The organism is Halomonas sp. GFAJ-1, from assembly GCF_000236625.2.
Classification (GTDB): Bacteria; Pseudomonadota; Gammaproteobacteria; order Pseudomonadales; family Halomonadaceae; genus Vreelandella.
On record NZ_AHBC01000023.1, the window covers coordinates 81,133 to 102,094 of the forward strand.

Genomic DNA, 20,962 nt, shown 5'->3' on the forward strand with positions numbered 1-20,962 from the left:
ACTATTATGAGCGATGCCACTTGCCCTCACCACTACCGCTGGCGTAAAGCGCTGAACCGCACCACGCAGCGTGTTGGTCATTTACCCCACTACCGCACTAACGGCAGGGTGATTCGCGCCACGGGCATGGTGATCGAGGTAGTGGGATTGCGAGTAGCGGTAGGCAGTGCATGCCGAATTGAATTACCCGGTGCAGACGGAAGGCTTAACGACAGCGAAAAGCACGCAGAAGCTGAGGTCGTTGGCTTCTCAGGCGATAAGCTATTTCTTATGCCCTTAGAAGAAATCACCGGCTTAATGCCGGGGGCTAGGGTAACACCCCTTAGCGATGGCAGTGGACACAGCGCACGACGCTTCCCGATTGGTGATGAACTCCTAGGGCGTGTACTGGATGGCAACGGCAACCCGCTGGATGACAGGGAAAGCATCGATGACGTTCCCCGCGCGACACTCCAAGCCACGCTGCTTAACCCACTCTCCCGCGCGCCTATCGATGCTCCGATTGATGTGGGCATCCGCGCCATCAACGCCCTGCTAAGCGTTGGCCGAGGCCAGCGGATGGGGTTATTTGCAGGCTCAGGGGTGGGTAAATCTGTTCTGCTTGGCATGATGGCGCGCTACACCCAAGCGGATGTCATCGTTGTCGGGCTAATTGGTGAGCGTGGCCGAGAAGTACAGGACTTCATCGATAATATTTTAGGCCCAGAAGGCAGAAGGCGCGCTGTTGTCGTTGCAGCCCCTGCTGATACATCGCCGCTTCAGCGCCTCCAGGGGGCGGCCTATGCAACACGGCTAGCAGAAGGGTTCCGTGATGCGGGCCGCAATGTGCTGCTTATCATGGATTCATTAACGCGTTATGCCATGGCACAACGCGAGATTGCCCTGGCGATCGGCGAACCGCCCGCTACCAAGGGCTATCCACCCTCGGTGTTTGCCAAACTGCCCGGGCTAGTGGAGCGAGCAGGCAATGCCGAGCGGGGTGGTGGCTCCATTACCGCTTTTTATACCGTGCTCACCGAAGGTGATGACCAACAGGATCCTATTGCTGATTCAGCAAGGGCGATTCTGGATGGTCATATCGTGCTCTCACGGGGGCTTGCTGAAGCAGGTCACTACCCTGCCATTGATATTGAAGCCTCTATTAGCCGCGCTATGACCGCCATTGCAACGCCTGAGCAACTGCAAGCTGCACGAACGTTTAAGCAACTTTTTTCACGTTATCAGCGTAATCGTGACCTGATTAGCGTAGGCGCCTATAGTCCAGGCCACGACCCGAAACTGGATGAAGCAGTGAATCGCTTTCCAGCCCTAGAGCGTTTTCTTCAACAAAATATTGATGAATGCGCAACGCTTGAAGCATCACGCCAAGCGCTGCATGCCACCGTGGGAGGCTAACCATGAGCCATTCGCAGCTCGACATATTAACCGGCTTAGCACGAGACGCCAGAGACCAAGCAGGAAAACTGCTGGCCGAAGAACGCCAAACACAACAGCAGACCGAAGCCCAACTTGAGTCGCTCAACCGCTACCGCGCCGAGTATGCCGAACGTTTACAGCTGGCCATGCGCGACGGTATTGACCCAGCTACTATGTACAACTATCAACAATTTTTAGCTTCGCTGGACGCCGCCCTGAGCCGCGCTAGGCAAGCACTGGCTGCACAGCAAAAACGCGTTCAGCAAAGCCAACAACATTGGCAGCAAGAGCAGCGTAAGCTCTCCTCCTACGATACACTAGCCTCGCGCCGGTTATTAGAAGAGCACCGCCGCCAAGAGCGCCATGAGCAAAAAGCTAGCGATGATTTTGTCACTGGCCGCCTGGCTCGCCAACTTACTGATAAACCGCACTAGCATCGCGCTGGGGAACTTACTTATGAATATTCAGCTGCTGCTTTCAGCGAATCAGGGTCAAAGCGCCCTTTCATCCGCTCCAGCACAGATGCTGGGCTCCAAAGGGACGCCGCAAGCTCTTTTTCAACAGGCATTAACGCAGGCAAGCGGCGCCCAGCTGCAGCGGTTAACCAGCTCGCCAACAGAGGCTAGCTCTTCAGATCCGCTAGCCAGCTTTGCTCAACTGCTAACGTCACTAGATATCGAATTGGATGAGGACGCGTTGGCTGACTTACTCACTCGACTCCAGGCTGTCGACTTAAACTCAGCACATCCAATGGTTAATGAGAGTTCGCTGAGCGAAGCATCAGCGCTCACGCCTCTTGATGAGATCGCGGCACGTTTATCGTTAGTCGCCGCATTCTCCGAAGCACCAGTAGCGCCAGAGCTACAGTCAGCACCCCAAGTACGAGATATTGCCCAGCAGTTGGCTGTTAGTGAAAGCCAAGCCGCCGAGCTGCTGACTGCTTTCAACTCCCTTAGTGACGCCACACCGCAGGGTACAACCCTCACGGAGCTTCACCGACAAGTGGCCAACCTGCTGCCCAGCGCAAATACCACAGAAGGTAGCCAGTCGCTTACTGCTTATCGAAGCAGCAACATAGCACTACCTGTAGATATAAATGCTAGTTCGCTACGCATGGGTGGCGATGCGCCAAACATTGCAACCGCTCTGGCTGAGCTTACGCCAAGCACCGGCAGGGGAGCAGAGTCACCCATTTCAACTCAGCCCAGCATCCTTACGCCAGCGACAGGTAGCTTAATGACCTCAGCGTCAATCGGCACGCCCGTTAGCAGCCCCGCATGGCCTTCTCAGCTTGGCCAGCAGCTTATTCAACTTGCACAACGAGGAGGAGAGCACCAAGTTAAAATGCAACTCCACCCGGCAGAGTTAGGGCCACTCTCTATTTCCCTTAAAGTGAGCGAACACGGAACACAGGCGCATTTTTTATCAGCCCACGCCCAAGTTCGCCAAGCACTTGAACTAGCGATCCCACAGTTACGTGAAGCCTTGGCTGAACAAGGGATTTCACTTGGTGAAACATCCGTAGGGGAGCATAACAACCCTAACGAGCAGGCCTTTGCTCAACAAGGCTCTAACACCCCCAACAGTAGTGGTGACAGCGGAAGCAAAGAAGAAGGCGACAGCGCAATTAAGCTCCTTGAGGGTGGTAACCCTTTAGTTCTTGACGGACGTGTCGATCTATATGCTTAAGCCACGCCTGAGTGGTCGTATGAAAATACTGACATCGCTACGGTTAGATAGCTAAACCAAAAGATAGACTCTCCAAAGGAGTCTGTTCATTTCATCATCAGCACCTGCGTTAGGCATAATGCTTGGCTAGTGTCATGCGTCATGATCATGGGAACAATAAATGGCAGAAACAAGCAGCGGATCCAAAAAACTGCTCTGGATAATGATTATTCTAGTAGTGCTGTCGTCTGCGGGCGCAGCGGCAGCGATATATATGGTGTTAGACCAGCGAGGAACTACGGAGGGTGGTGAAATTCAGCGGGTCGCAGAGCGCGAAACGCCTGTTTTCACGCGCATTGAGCCTTTTACTGTCAACCTCGCAGATGACCGCTACGGCTCACGCCTTCTTTATACGGGCATTACGTTACTCGTTGGCAACGAGCAAAGTAAGACCATTATTGAGGAGCACATGCCTCAAGTACGTAGCCGCCTACTGATTTTGTTGTCAGGTAAACAAGCTAGTGAGCTTACCTCTACGGAAGGTAAAGAAGAGCTTGCCCAGGCAATCATCAGCCGGCTCACCGTACCTTTGACAGAAAATCAGCCGCCTCTCGACTTACGAGAAGTGCTATTTACTGAATTCATTGTGCAATAACCCCGGGAACTGGAGCCGTTCATGTCACAGGACGATCTACTGTCCCAGGAAGAAATTGATGCCCTTCTTAAGGGCGTCAGCGGAGATGACGAGCCATCGGCTTCGACCTCCCACTCTGAGAATGAAGCGCGTATTCGCCCCTATGACCCAGCCACGCAGCACAGGGTCATACGCGAACGCTTGCACGCGCTTGACTTTATTAACGAGCGTTTTGCGCGCTATTTCCGTAACAGTTTATTTAACTTGATTCGCCGTAGCGCCGATATCACCGTTGAATCAGTTCGCTACCAAAGCTTTAGTGATTTTTCACGTAACGTGCCAGTGCCCACCAACTTGAACCTGGTGTCCCTGAAGCCGCTGCGTGGCTCAGCGCTGGTGGTCTTTCCACCTAATCTTGTCTTTATGGTGGTGGATAATCTGTTCGGCGGCGACGGTCGCTTTGTCACAAAATCCGATGGGCGCGAATTCACCAATACCGAGCAGCGCATTATTCAACGGCTTCTGAACCTCGCGCTTGAAGCCTATCAAGAAGCGTGGAAAGTGGTTTACCCTATCGAGGCACATTTTTTACGCTCTGAAGTGCAGTCAAAGTTTGCCAATATCACTAACTCGCCTAATGAGATTGTGGTCAACACAAAGTTCAATATCGAGGTTGGCAACCTTTCCAGCAACTTCCAAATATGCATGCCCTACGCGATGATTGAGCCGCTGCGTGACTTGCTGGTCAATCCTATTAACGACAGTAACCATGACCACGACGGTACATGGTCGCGGCGTATGGCCAGCGAACTGCGCCATTCTGAGGTCGAGCTAGTGGCAGAGTTTGCTCAAATACCAAGCCGTATTGCCCATGTGATGGGGCTGAAAAAAGGCGACGTACTGCCCATGGACATTCCACAAACCATCACCGCTAGTGTGGATGGAGTGCCTGTCATGGAGTGTGAGTATGGCAGCCAGCTTCAGCAGCGCGCTTTACGTGTCCTGCATATGATCGACCATGCCGCATTGAATAACGTGTCGTCCAAGGACTTTATTAAAGGTTCAACGCGACAGAAAGCCAAGGAACCAAAAGCATGACTGATCCTAACAAACCCGATCCAAAAATTTCTAACGACGATTGGGCGGACGCCATGTCTGAGCAAGAAGAACCTACTGCCAACGCCGATAATACCGGTGAAGACGATCTATGGTCCGCTGCGATGGCGGAACAAGAAGAGGCAAGCGCCACTAGCAGCGAAGAGGATCCTTGGGCGGCTGCGATGGCAGAGCAAGAGGCAGAAGAGCAAACCCAAGCCGAGGAGCCTGAGCACAAGACCCCAGCACCCGTAGCAAAATCAGCAAGTGACGAAGTGTTTCGTCCGCTCGGCCCGGAAAGTGGCAGCGCTCAATCCCGTGATCTTGAAATGATCATGGATATTCCGGTTAAGCTTACCGTAGAGCTGGGCCGCACCAAGCTTACGATTAAACAACTGCTTGAGCTTGCTCAAGGGTCGGTCATTGAACTTGAAGGGTTAGCTGGCGAACCAATGGATATCTTGATCAATGGCTACTTGATTGCTCAAGGCGAAGTCGTCGTCGTCGAAGATAAGTATGGCATTCGTATTACAGAGATCATCACCCCCTCTGAGCGCATCCACAAACTAAATCGATGAGCGTCGCTACCTCTTCCACACAGAACACGTCCATTGATGCCCTTAGCGGCAGCGGTGATGCCTTAATAGGGATGGCGGTTCTAGGCAAAACGGCAGCAGCGCTAGCGCTCGTAATAGCGATTATTTTGCTATGTACCGCGCTGTTAAAGCGCTGGCAAACGGGACGTCATCATCAAGGCGCCCACTTACGCATTGTGGGCAATACCGCAGTTGGCAGTCGCGAGCGCATCGTTGTGGTCGAAATCGAAGATACGTGGCTAGTGCTAGGCGTTAGCGGAGGCCGAATTACCAAGTTACATGAGCGTGATGCTCCTAACGACCGTCCTCTTCCCACCTCGCCTGAACCACCGGCACGCTTTTCACACCGCCTAGCTCAGGCACTAGCAAGCTACCGTGACAAACGAGGCAGTGAAGCCCCTCCCTCTTCTGACCCAACGAAAACACCATGAGATATGTGATGCACCTCTCCTGGCCTTACCAGCTCCGCTGGTGGCTTTTTAGCGCTGTCATTGCCGGCTGCTTAATGCTGGCTTTCCCTGCTCATGCGCAACAGCTACCAGGGTTAGTATCGCAACCATTGGAAGATGGCGGTCAGCAGTGGTCGCTATCACTACAAACGCTGCTATTTTTAAGCTCGCTGGCGTTTCTGCCAGCGATGCTACTAATGATGACTAGCTTTACGCGCATCATCATTGTGCTTAGCTTGCTGAGAACAGCAATGGGTACGCAGGCAACACCGCCTAATCAAGTGCTACTAGGCATCGCCCTTTTCTTAACATTTTTTATTATGTCCCCCGTCATCGCCCAAGTGTATGACACCGCATGGGTGCCTCTCACAGAAGAAACAATTGATTTTGAAGAGTTTTTGCTTCTTGCCCAAGGGCCTTTTCGCGAATTTATGCTCGCACAAACCCGCGAGCCAGATTTGGCACTGTTCGTGCGCTTAGCCGACGTCGGCCCCATGCAAGGACCTGAAGAACTGCCCATGCGCGTCTTACTACCCGCTTTTGTTACCAGTGAACTGAAAACCGCGTTTCAGATTGGCTTCACCATTTTTATCCCATTTTTAATTATTGACCTTGTCGTTGCGAGCACCTTAATGGCACTAGGGATGATGATGGTACCTCCCATTACTATTTCGTTACCCTTCAAACTGATGCTGTTCATCCTTGTAGACGGCTGGCAGCTAATTATTGGCTCGTTAGCTGAAAGCTTTTACATGATTTAATTGTCGCAACGGGCGACTAGGAGCAAACCATGACCCCGGAAATGGTAATGAGCATCGCTTACCAGGGCATGCGCGTGACCCTGTTTCTTGCAGGCCCGATGCTACTGGCAGCCCTCTTTACGGGCCTGCTGATCAGCTTGTTTCAGGCCGCTACACAAATCAACGAAATGACACTGACGTTTATCCCTAAGGTATTGGCCGTTTTTGCTGTACTGGTCATCGCAGGGCCGTGGCTACTTGGGTTAATCACCGATTTCACCCACCGCTTATTCACCAGCATTCCTAGCATGGTGATGTAAACCGTATGGTTGAAGTCACTTTTGCGCAGCTACAGGGCTGGTTAGTGGCCTTTCTTTGGCCATTCGCACGAATAACCGCCTTTATGGCAGCTTCTCCCCTTTGGGGGCATTCAAGCATACCCAACCAAGTGAAGGTAGTGCTAGCGGCGTTGGTTGCGGTGGTAATCGCTCCTCTTTTACCGGCTATGCCAGCAGTTCCCCTGATGTCTTGGGCGGGGGTAGGCATTATGGTGGAGCAAATATTGATTGGCATCGCCATCGGCTTGGTGATGCACATTATTTTTGCGGTTGTGCAGGCTGCCGGGGAATTTATCGGTTTACAGATGGGGCTAGCATTTGCGAGCTTTTTTGACCTCTCAAGTGGCACCAACATTATGGTGTTATCGCGCATTCTATATATGATTACGTTGCTGATGTTTGTGGCGCTTAACGGCCACTTGATGGTGTTAGAAACCCTGGTAATGAGTTTCCAAACCCTGCCAATTGGCATCGGCACGCTGAACCCCAATGCCTTTGAGCTATTGGCTCGCTATGCAGGCACCATTTTCGCATCCGGCATGCTGCTCGCCTTACCGCTTGCCGGCTCGCTGCTTATCATCAGCCTCTCGCTGGGTATTCTTAACCGCTCAGCACCCCAGTTGACCGTGTTTAATATCGGCTTTCCCACTTCTCTCACCGTCGGGCTAACGCTACTAATGGTGCTGATGACCGACATTGGACGTTTCCTACAAGGCCTCTTCAGCCAGGGGCTAGCATTTATGCAGAGCCTTATCGAAACCATGGCGCCATTAAGCTAAAAACCCCCTGCACCTCATGGCACAGGGGGTTTAGTTTTCATGCGCTTAGCCTAGCGCATGAAGTCAAACAGCGACATGCCTTTTATATCCACAAAGGCTTTTTGAGAAGCCTGCAGGCCAATTTGGCGCAGACTGTACTCAGAAATCGCCGAGGCGTAATCAAGATCAACCAAGTCCGACAGCGTCTGCTCATAGTTCAGCATCCGGTTGCCGCCAACGGCGTCAATCACATCCAGCTCGTTCAGGCGTGCGCCTGCTGAAGCGCGTACCGTCAGCACGTTATCTAACGCATTGTCTAAATCGCGCATCGACGTGTTGAGAGTGTTGCGTAAATCGGCTTTTTTAGTATCGTTATCAGCGGGATTTTCTAGGACGCGAATCGCCTCTTCCATGGTACGGAAGAGATCTGGCTCGCGCTGCTCGCTGCCTGAGCGCGCGACGAGAATTTCATCGCCCTCTTCAGGTTGACCCTGCAGCGAAATAGAGATGCCACCAAAGGATAGCTGCTGACCCTCACCTGTATATTCACCCGTTGCAACCAAGTCATCGTCGTCAGTAAGCCAAGCACCGCTTTCAAAACGCTGAACCTGATAAATAAAGTCATTCTCTGAAGCTAGATCAGGATTGTCAGCAAACACAACACGATAACTTTCACCATAGTCATCGTCAGTAACATCGGTAACCTGCGGCCCGCTAAACGTCACGCTGCCTGCATTTCTGACGCTTTCACCATCGGCTACATTCGTTTTAACCGCTTCAGCAATGTAACCTGCCCCGCTGGGCACGCTTTGGAAAATAGACTTACCGTTTTCCGTAACGGGCATTAGCCGCGAAGCGTCCACGCGCTGTTCCCGGGCGTTACTGTCACCCTTATATTGCACATTACCATCGGCATCTTTAACGAAGGGCGGAGCGTTGTCTGCGTAACCACCAAACAGATAGCGGCCGTTGCCATCGGTCGCGTTAGCTTGGCCGATCATCGTTTCATAAATGCCCTTGAGCTCGCTCGCGATAGACTGGCGGTCGACATCACTCAAGGTATCGCTTGATGCCTGAATTAACAGTGTTTTAGCACTAGTCACCGCATCGCTAACGCTGTTTAAAATACTTTCTGTTTGAGCAAGCGAGTTACGGGCAGATACCCGCGAATCCGCATACTGTTGGGTGACCGCTTTGGCTTGGTCAACACCCACTGCGCGCGAGGCCGCCTGCGGGTCATCCGAGGGGTTAACGACTCGCCTGCCGCTAGCAATCTGCTGGCTGACTTTTAAAAAATCGCCCTGCTGACGGTTAAGAGACGCGGTACTCTGCTCAAACATGGTGACGGTACTAATTCGCATGTCGCGGTACTCCTAAACGTTAGCTACGCAAGCCTAAAATCGTATCGAAAATGTTGGAAGCGGTGTCAATAACACGAGCATTCGCTTGATAAAACTGCTGGAAGCGAATCAGGTTAGCCGCTTCCTCATCGAGATTAACGCCAGACTCCGACTGCTGCACAGCCCGCAACTGATCGGTCAGCCCCTGGCGGGCATCTAAGTTGACCTGAGTAATGTTAGTGCGATTACCCACATCGCTCACCATCGCGCCATAAGCACCGCTAACAGAAGCGTTGCCGCCCACGATTGATTGCGACTGTAAGTTCTGAAGCGCTAGGGCATTTCGGTTATCGCCAGCAAAAGCTTCTTCCCCCGCCGCGATTTTATCCAAGTCGCTTATATTCGCTTCCATACCTTCACCGGCACGACGGACGGGCTGAATCTCAAAGCGGTCACCAGCTTGGGGAAGTTTTGCTGGATCAAACGTGACAGTCACACCGCCAAACGTAATCTCTCCATCGGCCCAGTTTGCGAGATCAACGTAGCTGGCGCTGTTAGGATCAGAGCTGTTTAGTTCAGCCCCATTATCATTACGAGTAACAATAGGCTCACCACCTACAATACGCACGGTATAGTCTGTGGCGCGTAATTTATCGATCGTCTCCGCATCAAAGGCAACGGAAGGCACTACGTTAGAATTGACGTTATTTTCATGGCTATATGCCTGGGGTGGACGAACATTAAAGAAGTCCTCGCCCTGCTCACCGTTAAGATCTACTCCCTGCTTATGCTGCTCGTTAAACGCCACGGAGAGCGACACTGCCAGCTGGCCAATTTGGTTCTGCGTTTTATCCAGCGTTTCTGAGCGGAAGGACATCAGCCCGCCTAACGCACCGCCTGAAATCACATTTTCATTCAGTGCTGATAGGTTGCCACCACCGTCTCTATAACCTACTACAATGCGCTGAGGGTCACTGGGCGACTCCACAGCCTCTAACTTGAAAGAGTCGGTTCCGGTCACCAATGGCTGGCCATTGGGCAGGCTGATATTATAGGTTTTACCATCCTGAATATTTAGCCGAAGATCCATTCGCTCGTTCAGCTCGGAAACCAGCTGATCGCGCTGGTTAAGCAGACTGTTAGGGGCCTCGCCTGTGCGCGCCCGTGCTAGCGCAATCTCCCGATTCAAGCCCGCTATTTGCTCAGTGGTGTTATTAATCTGGGTAACTTCATCTTTAATCTGATTATTGATGTTGCTCTGCATGTCCTGCAGGTAGCCATCAAAAGAGCGGAACTGGGCACTTAATGTGTTGGCCGTACCTAGCACGCCCTGGCGGGCGGCAGGATCAGAAGGTGCGCTTGCCAGGTCTTCAAGCGAAGAGAAGAAGTTCTGCATTAGTGGCGCAAGGCCTGCTTCTCGGTCAGCCAGCAGGTTATCAATTTGCGATACCTGATTGTAGTAAGTGCTAAGTGCGCTTGACTGGGTTTTAGCACTATTCAGCTGAGCAGCTACGTACTGGTTGAACTGACGCTCAATTGCATTGACCTGAACGCCGCCCGTTGACGCAAAACCTTCGCCCAGCTTAGTCACTTCCCGGTTATAGCCAGGCGTATAAACGTTGCTGATATTATTACTGGTCGTGTTCAGGGCACTTTGTGCAGCATTAAGACCGCTTAGCCCTACTGAAAACATGCTCATGGTTCACTTCCTTAGGCCGATGATTAATTATCGGCAGTGAGCAAAAAAACTTGAGTGGCCAATAGCGTTAACGTACGTCTGCCAAAAGGTTACGACCTTGATCCAGCGGCCCCATCGTATTCATGATGGCCACTAGCTTATCCGCATAGCGAGGGTCTGTCGCATAGCCGCCCTGCTGAAGCTCGCGCGCGGCCTGCTCGGCACTGCCAGCCTGCACAACACCAGCATAACGCGGGTTATTGCCGATCAGGTTGGCGTAGTCGGTAAATGCGTGTTCGAACGAATCATATACGCGGAACGTATCTACTATCTGCGTGCGGCGGCCATTAATGTACTCATGGGTCACCACATCGGTGGTTTTACCCTGCCAGTGACTGCCTGCTTTGATACCGAATAAGTTATGGCTATTGCTGCCTTGTCGGGTAGCAATCTCATGGCGCCCCCAGCCTGTTTCTAGGGCTGCCTGGGCTAAAATCAGCTCAGCGGGCACGCCGCTTTCTTGGCTCGCAGCCTGAGCAGGTGCTGCAAGTTTTGTCATAAACCTCTGCACATGCTCAGGCGCGTTAGAGAAGGCAGATAATTCTATGGCCTGTTTTGAACCGCCCGTGCCTACATTTGTGTCAGCGCGAGCATCAGGAGAGGAGCGCTGCTGGATGGCTTCAAGCTCGGACAGGAAGCGCCCGCCAGTTTCACTTTCACCTGACGGCTGCAAAGCGCCCTCTAAAACGCGTGGCGTTCCCCGGGGAATGCCAGCAATCAGCGCCTGAATTTCTTGGTCCGCCTCATTTGCAGATCTGCCAACAGCACCTTGTCGCTGTAGCTGTTCCACCAGCATATCCGCCAATCCCATTCCTCTAGATGAGACCACTTGCGACCACTGCTGATCCAGCATCTGCTGGTAGGTATCCGTCGTCGTGCTATTGAACAAGTCCGAGGAAGGCACCGCATCGCGCATGCTTTTCATCATCATTTGCACAAATAGCGCTTCAAACTGCTGGGCCGCGCCATGCACACCGCCTTCTGGGTCAATGCGCGCATTGTGCTGCAGGCGTTGAAAGCCATTCATATCAAGCGCAAACTGACTGGAGATATTGTTCATGCTCATCAGATGACCTCCAGCTCAGCACGCAGCGAGCCTGAGGCTTTGAGCGCTTCTAAAATAGACATTAAATCCTGAGGGGTCGCACCCAGTGCATTAAGCGCATTGACCACTTCGTTAAGCTGCGCGCCTTCAACAATCTGTAGAAAGGCCTCTTGCTGTTCAATCTCTATATCCGTATCAGGCACGACCACCGTTTCGCCTCCGCCAAAAGGCGCTGGCTGGCTAACACCAAACTGCGTGTTAATCATAATAGAGAGATTGCCATGAGCAACGGCTGCTTGGCGCAACGTGACCGCGCTATTCATAACTACTGAGCCTGTACGCGCATTAAGCACCACACGCGCTGGCGCATCCATCGGCGTTACTTGGACATTTTCTACCCGCGCCATAAAGTTAACTCGCGCGTTTTCATCCATGGGGCCGTCCAGCGCGATCACCCGGCCATTAAGTGCATAGGCAACCGTTTGCCCAAACTCGTTATTAATCGCCGTCACCACACGCTGTGCCGTTCCAAAATCTGAATCATTCAATTGCAGCTCAAGGCGCCCGCCATTAGCACCTAAATTAAGTGCAACTTCTCGCTCTACCAGGGCACCGTTAGGGATCCGTCCTGATGCTTGCTGATTGACCTGTACGCTGCTTCCACCTGCCTGAGCGCCGGCACCACCTACCAGCATATTGCCCTGGGCAATGGCATAGGTATCGCCATCAGCCCCTTTTAAAGGGGTCATTAACAGAGTGCCACCGCGAAGGCTGCGGGCGTTTGCAATAGACGACACCACCACATCCAGGCGCTGGCCAGGGCGAGAAAAGGGGGGCAGGTCTGCCGTGACCATTACCGCCGCTACGTTACGTAGTTGAAGATTAGTTCCCGGCGGTACGGTGACGCCTAGCTGCGACAACATGTTGGTCAGACTTTGGCTAGTAAAAGGCGCCTGAGTGGTTTGGTCACCGGTGCTATCAAGTCCCACCACTAAGCCATAGCCCACCAGCTGGTTATCGCGCACGCCCGCAAACCCTGCTAATTCTCGCACGCGCTCTGCAGACGCGGAAGAAGTGATAATGCTTAGCACCAACAGCGTTACTAAGCGTAGCCCCCACCGTTTCAATGCCTGTTCTTTACGTTGCTGCATAGCCATTTTAAGCCTCTATTGTCGGCCTTGATTGCGCCTAGAATGGCGACACATTTAAGAAGAAGCGCTGCAACCAGCCCATATGCTGCGCTTCGTTGATGTAACCATCGCCCACATACTCAATTCGCGCATCCGCTACCTGTGTTGATGGCACGGTATTTTGTGCGGTAATCGTCCGGGGGTTGACCACGCCCGAGAAACGAATGAATTCTGTTCCCTGGTTGATCGCAATTTGCTTTTCGCCACGCACGCGCAAGTTACCGTTATTCATCACTTCCAGTACGGAGACAGTAATCGTTCCAGTAAAGGAGTTGGTCGCCTGGGAGCCACCGCCACCTGAAAAGCTACTGTCCGAGGAGACGTCAAACCCATAATCTTCAAGGAAGTCGATAATATCTGGGATTTGCCCTATATCCAGCCCTGCTGAACCACTGCGATTGGCGTTCGACTGGGAACTTTTGCTCGCGCTGACTTCTTCATCCAACACGATAGTCAGAATGTCACCGATAGAGCGTGGGCGGCGATCTTCAAACAGCGGTTGATAGCCCCGGCGCACTTGATAAATGGAACCATTGGCAACCGGCGGGGGACGATCAACAATCGTAATTTGCTCTTGTTCACCAACCACGGAAGCGCGAGGAATTTGCGCGCACCCAGCAACGAGTACGATAAAAAACGCCAAACCCATCAGCGTTATTCGGCGAGACATAGCGTGCAGCTCCAGCATGGTGCGCCCTGTTTAAAAGCCCTGTTTATTAACGTTTTAGAGCTGGCTTAAGCGCGCCAACATTTCATCACTGGTGGAGACAGCCCGGCTATTAATTTCATAGGCGCGCTGGGTCTGAATCATACTCACCATTTCTTCCACCACGTTGACGTTGGACGTCTCTACGTAGCCCTGAAATAGCCTACCGGCACCGTTATTGCCGGGTACATCTTGGTTAGGGGCACCAGACGCGCCGGTTTCTAAATAAAGGTTGCCACCAATGCTTTCCAGGCCCGCAGGGTTAATAAACGAAGCAACGTTGATTTGGCCAATATCTGCATCTTGTGCAATGCCCGGCTGACGAACGCTCACTGTTCCATCTTCACCGATAGTCACAGATAAAGCGTTTTCAGGTATAAAAATGGCTGGCTCTAACGGATAGCCATTTGCCGTCACCATCTGACCATTTTCATTGAGCTGAAAACTACCATCACGGGTATAACCCACCGTGCCGTCAGGTAGTAAAACCTGAAAAAAACCATCGCCGTTGATGGCCAAGTCACGGGAGTTACCAGTCTCTTCCAACCCACCCTGGGTATGTAAGCGTTCAGTGGCCACAGCACGCACACCAGTACCCACTTGCATGCCAGAAGGCAGCCGATCCTGAATGTTATTCTGGGCACCCGGTTGACGCATATTTTGGTACAAAAGATCTTCAAAAACAGGGCGCGAACGCTTGAACCCGTTAGTGCTTACGTTGGCCAAGTTATTCGAAATAACATCGAGTTTGGTTTGCTGAGACTCAAGCCCCGTCTTAGCGGTCCACAAGGACGAAATCATATTCGTGTTCCCTTAACTGAGAGGCGTTAATCAGCCTTGAATCGATAGAATACTGTTAGCCCGCTGAGCATTTTCATCGGCGGTACTAAGTATTTTCATCTGCATATCGTAACGGCGCGCCACGTCAATCATCGACACCATGGCATCCACAGCGCTAACGTTGCTGCCCTCTAGCGCACCGCTGACTATCCGCGCTTCGTCATCTGCCGGTAATACTCCTGGCGCCCCCTCTTCATCAACAGGCGCGCGAAAGAGACCGTCATCGCCGCGTGTTAGTCCTTGCTCATCCGGCGTTACCAGCTTAATACGGCCAACATCCACCAGCGCCTCTGGCCCTTCGCCTTGGGGGATCGCACTAATCGTGCCATCAGCACCAATCGATATTTGCGCTCCTTGCGGCAAGGCTATGGGGCCACCGTCGCCCATCACCGGCCGGCCGACGCTTAACAGTACACCATCGTTATCTAGCTGTAGGTCGCCGCGACGGGTATAAGTCTCGGAGCCGTCATCCGCCAATACCGCCATCCAGGCACTATCCTGCATGGCGACGTCCAGGGAGCGACCCGTCCGCTCGATAGGACCTTGGGAGAAATCAGTACCAGGCGTAGTCGTCACCGCCGATACGCGGGTTGCCAGCGCACCATCCCCCATCACTGGCACCGAACGCGCCGCCTGCAGCTGGGCACGAAAACCTGCGGTGGATACATTCGACAAATTTTGGCTAATCACCGACTGCTGATCCATCGTGTGCTTAGCGCCGCTCATGGCGGTATATAGCATGCGATCCACAACTAACTCCTTACAACGTTACGCCATTATTAAATATCAAAGATTAATAATGGTCTGCAGGAGTTCATCCTGGGTGCTGATGGTTTGCGAGTTCGCTTGGTAGGCACGTTGTGACACAATCATATCTACCAGCTCACGGGCCAGATCTACATTAGAGGTTTCAATCGCGCTTGGGGCAATCAGACCACGCAGCCCCGTACCCGGCGCACCGACTAACTCTTGCCCCGACGCGCCTGTAGCACTCCAAAGGTTGTCACCATCAGGCCTTAAACCCTCAGGGTTACGGAAGCTAACCAACGCAATTTGCCCCGCTGCACGTGACTCTTCGTTGGAGTAGTTGCGCATAATGGTGCCGTCATCTTCAATGGTGACACCCACTAACGAGCCTGCCGTATAGCCGTTTTGCGTTATATCGTTAACCGTGGAATTATTTGCAAACTGAGTGGCACCAGCAAAATCCAACGCTACTGTTAGCTCTTCAAGCTGATCACCATTAAACTCACCATCGTCGAAGGTAAAGCTTGCCTGGCCGCCACCCTCAAGCCTACCGCTGGCATCAAAGTCTAGCGTGGTAAAACTTTCCACAGTATAGGTACCAGCGCCTTCTGGACCACCGCTCATTCTGAGACCTACGTCCCACTGATTTTCCGCCGCATCAATTTTAGTGAAATAAAGCGTTAGATTTCGCGCATTACCTTGTGAGTCGTAAATTGTGGCGTTGGTTGAGTATGAGTAATCATTAGACCCTAAACCTGCTAATATTTCTGCTTCAGTCGGGGCAACCAACTCAGCTTCACCTGCATCTAAGTTTAAAGATATGTCTAACTCAGTAGTCGCACTTGCACCTAAATCATCAGCATCAACTCTAAGGCCTACAACATCACCACCTGCTTGAACGTTACCCTCTGCATCAGCGGCGTAACCCATAATTTGCGCCCCTTGCGCATTCACCATGCGTCCATCAGCGGTCATGGTAAGTTGGCCATTGCGTGAGTAGCCTACTTCACCATTGGGCTGCTGAAAGCGGAAAAACCCCTCGCCGGCAATAGCCAAATCCATATTTCGGTTAGTAGACTCGATATTGCCTTGACTAAAATTTTGCAACACAGCTGATGTGCGCGTACCTAGACCAATGCGCGACTCAGCAAATACATCGGCAAATTGCACACTAGAACTTTTAAAGCCCACGGTTTGGGAGTTAGCGATATTGTTACCAACAGCGCCTAGTTTCTGCTGCTGTGCGTTGAGGCCACTCAGTGCTTGTGAAAAGCTCATTTTATTCCCCTGAATTTAGCAATGTGATGCGTTATGTGGGGCGCTAAGCGCAACGCAATCAAAGAATTTGTTTAATTTGTTCGAGGGTGACCTGGCCATAAATGGCGCCTAGATCCAGACGTACGTCTTGACCCTTCTCTTGCGGCGTTACACCCTGCACCAGGGCATAGTTCAGCGGCTGAGCGCTTACCGCTTCACCTTTAGCATCTTTAGCGTTATAGCTAACGCGGTAGTCGCCCGCGGGAAGCGCTTCGCCATTGTTCGTTTTGCCATCCCACTGGAAGGATTCAACGCCTGCGCTCACACCGCTAACTTCATTGCGATACACTACCTCACCACCGCGACTGCGAATGACGATTTCAACGCTCGCAGCAGGCTTATCAAGCTCAATGCCAAACGGCGTAGCAAAGCTATTGCCTTCTTCGTCAACATTTACTTTGACGTTGTTACCCGGCACAAGTACAGCGTTACCAATGAGGCCAGACGCCTGAATCATTTGAGAGGCGTTCATCTGCTCGGTAATGCCGTTTAGCGTATCGTTGAGCTGCTCGATTCCACTGACCGTATTGATCTGTGCTAGCTGAGACGTCATCTCAGCGTTATCCATCGGATTAAGCGGGTCTTGGTTTTCAAGTTGAGTAATCAACAGGGTCAGAAAGCTCTGGCGTAGCTCGTCAGATTGACTCTGGCTAAGCTGGGCGCCGCCTCTACTGCCGTTGATATTGCTGAGCGTGGAGGTATCAATACTGTTCATCATGGCTTAGCCCTCACCAAGCGAGAGTGTCTGCATCATCATCTGCTTTGTTGTGTTGAAAACTTCAACATTGGCCTGATACGAACGCGATGCAGAAATCATATTGACCATTTCATGCACGGGTTCAACATTAGGCTTAGCAACGTAGCCCTCTTCATCGGCCGCCGGATGGTTCGGCATGTATACCAAGCGTAGGGGTGAGTCGTCTTCCACCACCTCCGTCACGCGAACACCGCCAACGCCGTAGCGGTTATTCTGCGCCTGGGCTTGGAACATGACTTGCTTGGCCCGGTAGGTTTCCCCATCTGGCCCAGCAATACTGTCAGCATTGGCCATGTTGCTAGCGGTAACATTCATACGCTGCGCTTGGGCGCTCATAGCGGAACCCGCAATATCAAACGCTGAAAACATCGACATAGCTTACTCTTCTCCTGTAACTCGGTTATTCAGGCTGCATCGCGTTTTTCAGCCCTTGAATGCGGCTGTTCGTAATCGTCAGTGCGGCTTGGTAACGAACGGCATTATCGGCAAACTGGGTACGCTCTCGATCCATATCGACCGTATTACCGTCTAGACTTGGCTGATCCGGGATGCGATACAACAGGTCAGAGCTGCCAGCGCCACGCCAGGCGGGCCCTTGGCCAGAAAGGTGGCGTTCGGATGTTCGTGACAATGCAACACCGCCGCTCTGCTGCTGAGCAGAGCCGTTGCCTACTGCTTTTTTAAGCTCGCCCGCAAAATCGATATCCCGCGCTTTGTAATTAGGCGTATCGGCATTGGCTATATTAGCAGCAAGCACATCGTGCCGTTCGCGCCGTAAGTTCAGTGCCTGCTGGTGGTAATTAAAGGCGGAACTAAGTTGGTCGATCATGCCGTCCCTCGCTCGCTGAGAGGCAAAAAATAAGTCGGAAATTATTGATGATGAATAATAGGCCCCGCTACGTCAGCCTAAAGCATGGAACAGCTGCTATTTACACCAGCATTTCGCATGATGCCTAGGGCACTTTTGGACTACACTTCACCGTCGATGTTTATCATCAGCCTTTATGATTGAGCGATTTATACATGCCTTACCCATCGCGCCCAGCATCGGGCTGCTTGGCAACTTTCAAACACTTTCTGTTTGTCTGCTTTTTAACCCTTTGCACCTCCTTACAGGTGCAGGCTAACGACCTAGACACTACTAATCAGTCACTTACTGACGTAGTACAGCAGTTCCTTTACGAGCACTCTCAAGCGCTGGGTCAAGAAGTTGTCATCGACATATCCCCTCCCTCGCCCCACCTGCCTGCCTGTATAGCGCCTGAACCCTTTTTCCCTAATGCGAACCAAACGCCTATTGGGCGTGTCTCTATAGGTGTGCGATGTGGCGAAGAACGGCGGCAAGTGCGCTATATTCAGGCTCAGATTGATATCATTGGTAGTTATTCAGTCGCTAGGCACGATATCGAACGCGGCACACTGATTACCAGCGATATGTTGAGCCAGCGTGAAGGTAATCTTGGTGACTTGGCGGCTCAAGCGCTCACTGAGCAAAGTGATATTATTGGCATGATCGCTCAACGGCCTATCCGTAGTGGTAGCACTTTCCATGCCCACTATCTACAAGCGCCCCATCTAGTTGAAAGGGGACAGCGCGTTACTGTTATCGCACAAGGGTCGGGCTTTCGTGTATCCCGCGAAGGCGAGGCAATGGCTAATGGTGCCCAAGGTGAACGTATTAGGGTACGCTTCGATACCCGCGAAATGGTGACAGCGCGCGTGGTTGGGCAAGGCGTACTAATAGTGGATTTTTAACGCAGCGCCTAAAGTCTTCTCTATACCGGCCGATAGTTAATATCACAGCGCATGCCGCCCCAACGTTGACGATGAGGCAAACAACGTGAAAATTGACAATATCAATCCGCTGCTTCGCTCAAATCAAGCCCAGCAGCGTGATGACGTACAGAAAGTAAGTGGAGCCAAACCGGTAGAGGCAGCTAGCGCGGCTAAAGAGTCTACGCAGCTTAGCCAATCTCGTGTTGATAGCTCTCAAGATATTGATATGGCAAAAGTGCAGGAAATTCGCGACGCTATTCGAGAAGGCCGTTTAGAAATACGTGCTGATCGCATCGCTGATGGCTTAATTGCTAATTTAAACGAGTCTTAAGAGGCGAACCATGAGCCTTGTACGCTTACTCAATGACCAGCAAAACCGCCTTGATGAACTAGTCGCTCTGCTATCTAGTGAGCAAGCACAGCTGACTAAAGGCGATATTGATGGCGATGCGCTGACTGACATTGCGCACACCAAACAAGCGCTGCTTGGCGAGCTGGAGCGTATTGAGGTAGTGCGCCGCTCAGTACAAAAACGGCTAGGCTATGATGATGGTGCGGCTGGCGCCCTTGCAGCGGCGACTGACGCTAATTGCAAAGCTGCTTGGGAAAGCCTACTGGATAAAAGTGAGCGTGTTGCTCGTATGAACGAGCTGACAGGCCAAATGCTTACGCTGCGCATGAAACACAACCAGCAAATGCTGGATTACATTCGGCAAATTGCTGAAAAGACCCTGTATAAGCCTGATGGGCGTAACAATGCTCAACCAGGACGTATTAATGCCTCTGCTTAAGTTTTATACCCTCAGCAATGCCTAGACAACAACTGTACAACGCGCTTCAATGAGAACCATATTGTTCTCCCTTTCTGGAGCGTATTTATGCTTTCCCATCTTCCAAAAGATTTTATAGCCGTTGTTACTGGCGCCAGTGGTGGTATTGGTAGCGCAATGGTTAATGCGCTGCTGGCATCAGAGAAAACTGGTGAAGTCATTGCCATCAGCCGCTCTTTCTTAGCATCTGATCATCCACGCCTAAAATCACTTATTGCAGATATAACTACCGAGCACGGCAGGTCAGTTGTTGCCCAGCAAGTAAGCGGACGCCCAGTCCACTTCTTATTCAATGCAATAGGTACTCTTCACGACGATAGCCACGGTCTACAGCCTGAGAAACGCCTTGAACAGCTTGATGCAGCTTCTCTTAATCATGTAATGCATATTAATGCAGCTACCCCTGCGCTATTAATTGCAGCTCTTAAGCCATCATTACAAGGCTCACATCCAGCGATCATCGCTAGCCTCTCGGCTCGTGTTGGCTCGATTACCGATAACGGTTACGGGGGCTGGTATAGCTATCGAGCCAGTAAAGCGGCCCATAATATGCTTATGAAAACGGCCTCAATTGAGCTGACTAGACTTAACAAGCAATCCATAGTGCTATGCTTACACCCAGGCACTACCGACACTGCTCTTTCAAAACCCTTTCAAGCCCGCGTACCCAATGACAAATTATTCACGCCTGACTTCGTTGCAGAGCAACTATTGAAGGTTATTTCCCAACGCACCCCAGAAGACACCGGCAGTTTTTGGGATTGGGCGGGTGAAGCCATTGAGTGGTGAGGTGTGGCATTTCCGGCTCACGATTCTCCCTTCCCCCTTCTTTTTTACCCCTCACGCATAAAAAAATCCCCCAAGGCATCAGCCCTGGGGGATTTTTCTTAATAAGTGCCTGACGATGACCTACTCTCGCATGGGGAGACCCCACACTACCATCGGCGCTAAGCGGTTTCACTGCTGAGTTCGGCAAGGGATC

The 20,962-nt window shown here is 51.9% G+C and carries 25 protein-coding genes and 1 rRNA gene; 14 read left to right on the forward strand and 12 right to left on the reverse strand.

Annotated elements, in window-relative coordinates:
• Positions 1-6 precede the first annotated feature (6 nt).
• The 10 genes from fliI to fliR all read left to right on the forward strand — a co-directional run bounded on the left by fliI (position 7) and on the right by fliR (position 7,715).
• Positions 7-1,395 (forward strand): flagellar protein export ATPase FliI, encoded by a 1,389-nt coding sequence (fliI, locus tag MOY_RS06420; protein WP_009097797.1) that lies wholly within the window; start codon positions 7-9, stop codon positions 1,393-1,395.
• Between the two features lie 2 nt (positions 1,396-1,397).
• Positions 1,398-1,850, forward strand: a complete 453-nt coding sequence (gene fliJ / locus MOY_RS06425; protein ID WP_009097799.1) for a flagellar export protein FliJ — start codon at positions 1,398-1,400, stop codon at positions 1,848-1,850.
• Positions 1,780-3,105, forward strand: coding sequence for a flagellar hook-length control protein FliK (locus MOY_RS16670; RefSeq protein ID WP_082429672.1), 1,326 nt, complete (start codon positions 1,780-1,782; stop codon positions 3,103-3,105). The genes fliJ and MOY_RS16670 overlap by 71 nt, the downstream gene beginning before the upstream one ends.
• Positions 3,106-3,265: 160 nt before the next feature.
• Positions 3,266-3,739: a flagellar basal body-associated protein FliL gene (gene fliL, locus MOY_RS06435; protein WP_009097803.1), complete on the forward strand. Its 474-nt coding sequence runs from the start codon at positions 3,266-3,268 to the stop codon at positions 3,737-3,739.
• A 21-nt stretch (positions 3,740-3,760) separates the two neighbouring features.
• Positions 3,761-4,816: a flagellar motor switch protein FliM gene (fliM, locus tag MOY_RS06440; protein ID WP_009097805.1), complete on the forward strand. Its 1,056-nt coding sequence runs from the start codon at positions 3,761-3,763 to the stop codon at positions 4,814-4,816.
• The gene (fliN, locus tag MOY_RS06445) at positions 4,813-5,391 is read left to right on the forward strand and encodes a flagellar motor switch protein FliN (RefSeq protein WP_009097808.1); all 579 of its coding nucleotides are present in this window, start codon (positions 4,813-4,815) and stop codon (positions 5,389-5,391) included. Before fliM ends, fliN begins: the two co-directional genes overlap by 4 nt.
• Positions 5,388-5,840 (forward strand): flagellar biosynthetic protein FliO, encoded by a 453-nt coding sequence (gene fliO, locus MOY_RS16675; protein WP_009097810.1) that lies wholly within the window; start codon positions 5,388-5,390, stop codon positions 5,838-5,840. The genes fliN and fliO overlap by 4 nt, the downstream gene beginning before the upstream one ends.
• 74 nt (positions 5,841-5,914) lie before the next feature.
• Positions 5,915-6,619 (forward strand): flagellar type III secretion system pore protein FliP, encoded by a 705-nt coding sequence (gene fliP / locus MOY_RS06455; protein WP_443134859.1) that lies wholly within the window; start codon positions 5,915-5,917, stop codon positions 6,617-6,619.
• Between the two features lie 29 nt (positions 6,620-6,648).
• A complete protein-coding gene (gene fliQ / locus MOY_RS06460; protein ID WP_009097813.1) occupies positions 6,649-6,918 on the forward strand; it encodes a flagellar biosynthesis protein FliQ in 270 nt (89 codons plus the stop codon).
• Between the two features lie 5 nt (positions 6,919-6,923).
• Positions 6,924-7,715 carry a flagellar biosynthetic protein FliR gene (gene fliR, locus MOY_RS06465; protein ID WP_009097815.1) on the forward strand — a complete coding sequence of 264 codons (792 nt, stop codon included), beginning with the start codon at positions 6,924-6,926 and terminating at the stop codon, positions 7,713-7,715.
• 50 nt (positions 7,716-7,765) lie between these two features.
• Here fliR and flgL read toward each other — a convergent pair whose 3' ends face one another.
• The 11 genes from flgL to flgB form a co-directional block, all read right to left on the reverse strand.
• Positions 7,766-9,055 carry a flagellar hook-associated protein FlgL gene (gene flgL, locus MOY_RS06470; protein ID WP_009097817.1) on the reverse strand — a complete coding sequence of 430 codons (1,290 nt, stop codon included), beginning with the start codon at positions 9,053-9,055 and terminating at the stop codon, positions 7,766-7,768.
• A 19-nt stretch (positions 9,056-9,074) separates the two neighbouring features.
• Complete coding sequence (gene flgK, locus MOY_RS06475) at positions 9,075-10,733, reverse strand: flagellar hook-associated protein FlgK (RefSeq protein WP_009097820.1); 1,659 nt, start codon at positions 10,731-10,733, stop codon at positions 9,075-9,077.
• A gap of 67 nt (positions 10,734-10,800) precedes the next feature.
• Positions 10,801-11,838, reverse strand: a complete 1,038-nt coding sequence (gene flgJ, locus MOY_RS06480; protein ID WP_009097822.1) for a flagellar assembly peptidoglycan hydrolase FlgJ — start codon at positions 11,836-11,838, stop codon at positions 10,801-10,803.
• Positions 11,838-12,974 carry a flagellar basal body P-ring protein FlgI gene (locus tag MOY_RS06485; RefSeq protein WP_009097824.1) on the reverse strand — a complete coding sequence of 379 codons (1,137 nt, stop codon included), beginning with the start codon at positions 12,972-12,974 and terminating at the stop codon, positions 11,838-11,840. Before MOY_RS06485 ends, flgJ begins: the two co-directional genes overlap by 1 nt.
• A gap of 31 nt (positions 12,975-13,005) precedes the next feature.
• A complete protein-coding gene (locus tag MOY_RS06490) occupies positions 13,006-13,695 on the reverse strand; it encodes a flagellar basal body L-ring protein FlgH (RefSeq protein ID WP_035540252.1) in 690 nt (229 codons plus the stop codon).
• Between the two features lie 36 nt (positions 13,696-13,731).
• Complete coding sequence (gene flgG / locus MOY_RS06495) at positions 13,732-14,514, reverse strand: flagellar basal-body rod protein FlgG (protein WP_009097828.1); 783 nt, start codon at positions 14,512-14,514, stop codon at positions 13,732-13,734.
• Positions 14,515-14,544: 30 nt separating this feature from the next.
• Complete coding sequence (locus MOY_RS06500; protein WP_009097831.1) at positions 14,545-15,303, reverse strand: flagellar basal body rod protein FlgF; 759 nt, start codon at positions 15,301-15,303, stop codon at positions 14,545-14,547.
• Between the two features lie 36 nt (positions 15,304-15,339).
• Positions 15,340-16,578 (reverse strand): flagellar hook protein FlgE, encoded by a 1,239-nt coding sequence (flgE, locus tag MOY_RS06505; RefSeq protein WP_009097833.1) that lies wholly within the window; start codon positions 16,576-16,578, stop codon positions 15,340-15,342.
• Positions 16,579-16,636: 58 nt separating this feature from the next.
• Positions 16,637-17,335 (reverse strand): flagellar hook assembly protein FlgD, encoded by a 699-nt coding sequence (locus MOY_RS06510; protein ID WP_009097836.1) that lies wholly within the window; start codon positions 17,333-17,335, stop codon positions 16,637-16,639.
• Positions 17,336-17,338: 3 nt separating this feature from the next.
• Entirely contained in the window at positions 17,339-17,749 is a 411-nt protein-coding gene (flgC, locus tag MOY_RS06515; RefSeq protein WP_009097838.1) for a flagellar basal body rod protein FlgC, read from the reverse strand.
• Positions 17,750-17,774: 25 nt separating this feature from the next.
• Complete coding sequence (gene flgB, locus MOY_RS06520; protein ID WP_009097840.1) at positions 17,775-18,203, reverse strand: flagellar basal body rod protein FlgB; 429 nt, start codon at positions 18,201-18,203, stop codon at positions 17,775-17,777.
• Between the two features lie 194 nt (positions 18,204-18,397).
• On the opposite strand from flgB, the gene flgA reads away from it, so the two are divergent.
• From flgA to MOY_RS06540, 4 genes are all read left to right on the forward strand, one after another.
• On the forward strand, positions 18,398-19,129 hold the full coding sequence (flgA, locus tag MOY_RS06525; RefSeq protein ID WP_009097843.1) for a flagellar basal body P-ring formation chaperone FlgA: 732 nt from the start codon (positions 18,398-18,400) through the stop codon (positions 19,127-19,129).
• Between the two features lie 85 nt (positions 19,130-19,214).
• A complete protein-coding gene (gene flgM, locus MOY_RS06530; protein ID WP_009097845.1) occupies positions 19,215-19,481 on the forward strand; it encodes a flagellar biosynthesis anti-sigma factor FlgM in 267 nt (88 codons plus the stop codon).
• Between the two features lie 10 nt (positions 19,482-19,491).
• Positions 19,492-19,941 (forward strand): flagella synthesis protein FlgN, encoded by a 450-nt coding sequence (locus MOY_RS06535; RefSeq protein ID WP_009097847.1) that lies wholly within the window; start codon positions 19,492-19,494, stop codon positions 19,939-19,941.
• An 87-nt stretch (positions 19,942-20,028) separates the two neighbouring features.
• Complete coding sequence (locus MOY_RS06540; protein ID WP_009097849.1) at positions 20,029-20,769, forward strand: SDR family NAD(P)-dependent oxidoreductase; 741 nt, start codon at positions 20,029-20,031, stop codon at positions 20,767-20,769.
• Between the two features lie 107 nt (positions 20,770-20,876).
• On the opposite strand, the gene rrf is transcribed toward MOY_RS06540, so the two are convergent.
• Positions 20,877-20,962 (reverse strand): 5S ribosomal RNA (gene rrf, locus MOY_RS06545); the annotation flags it as partial.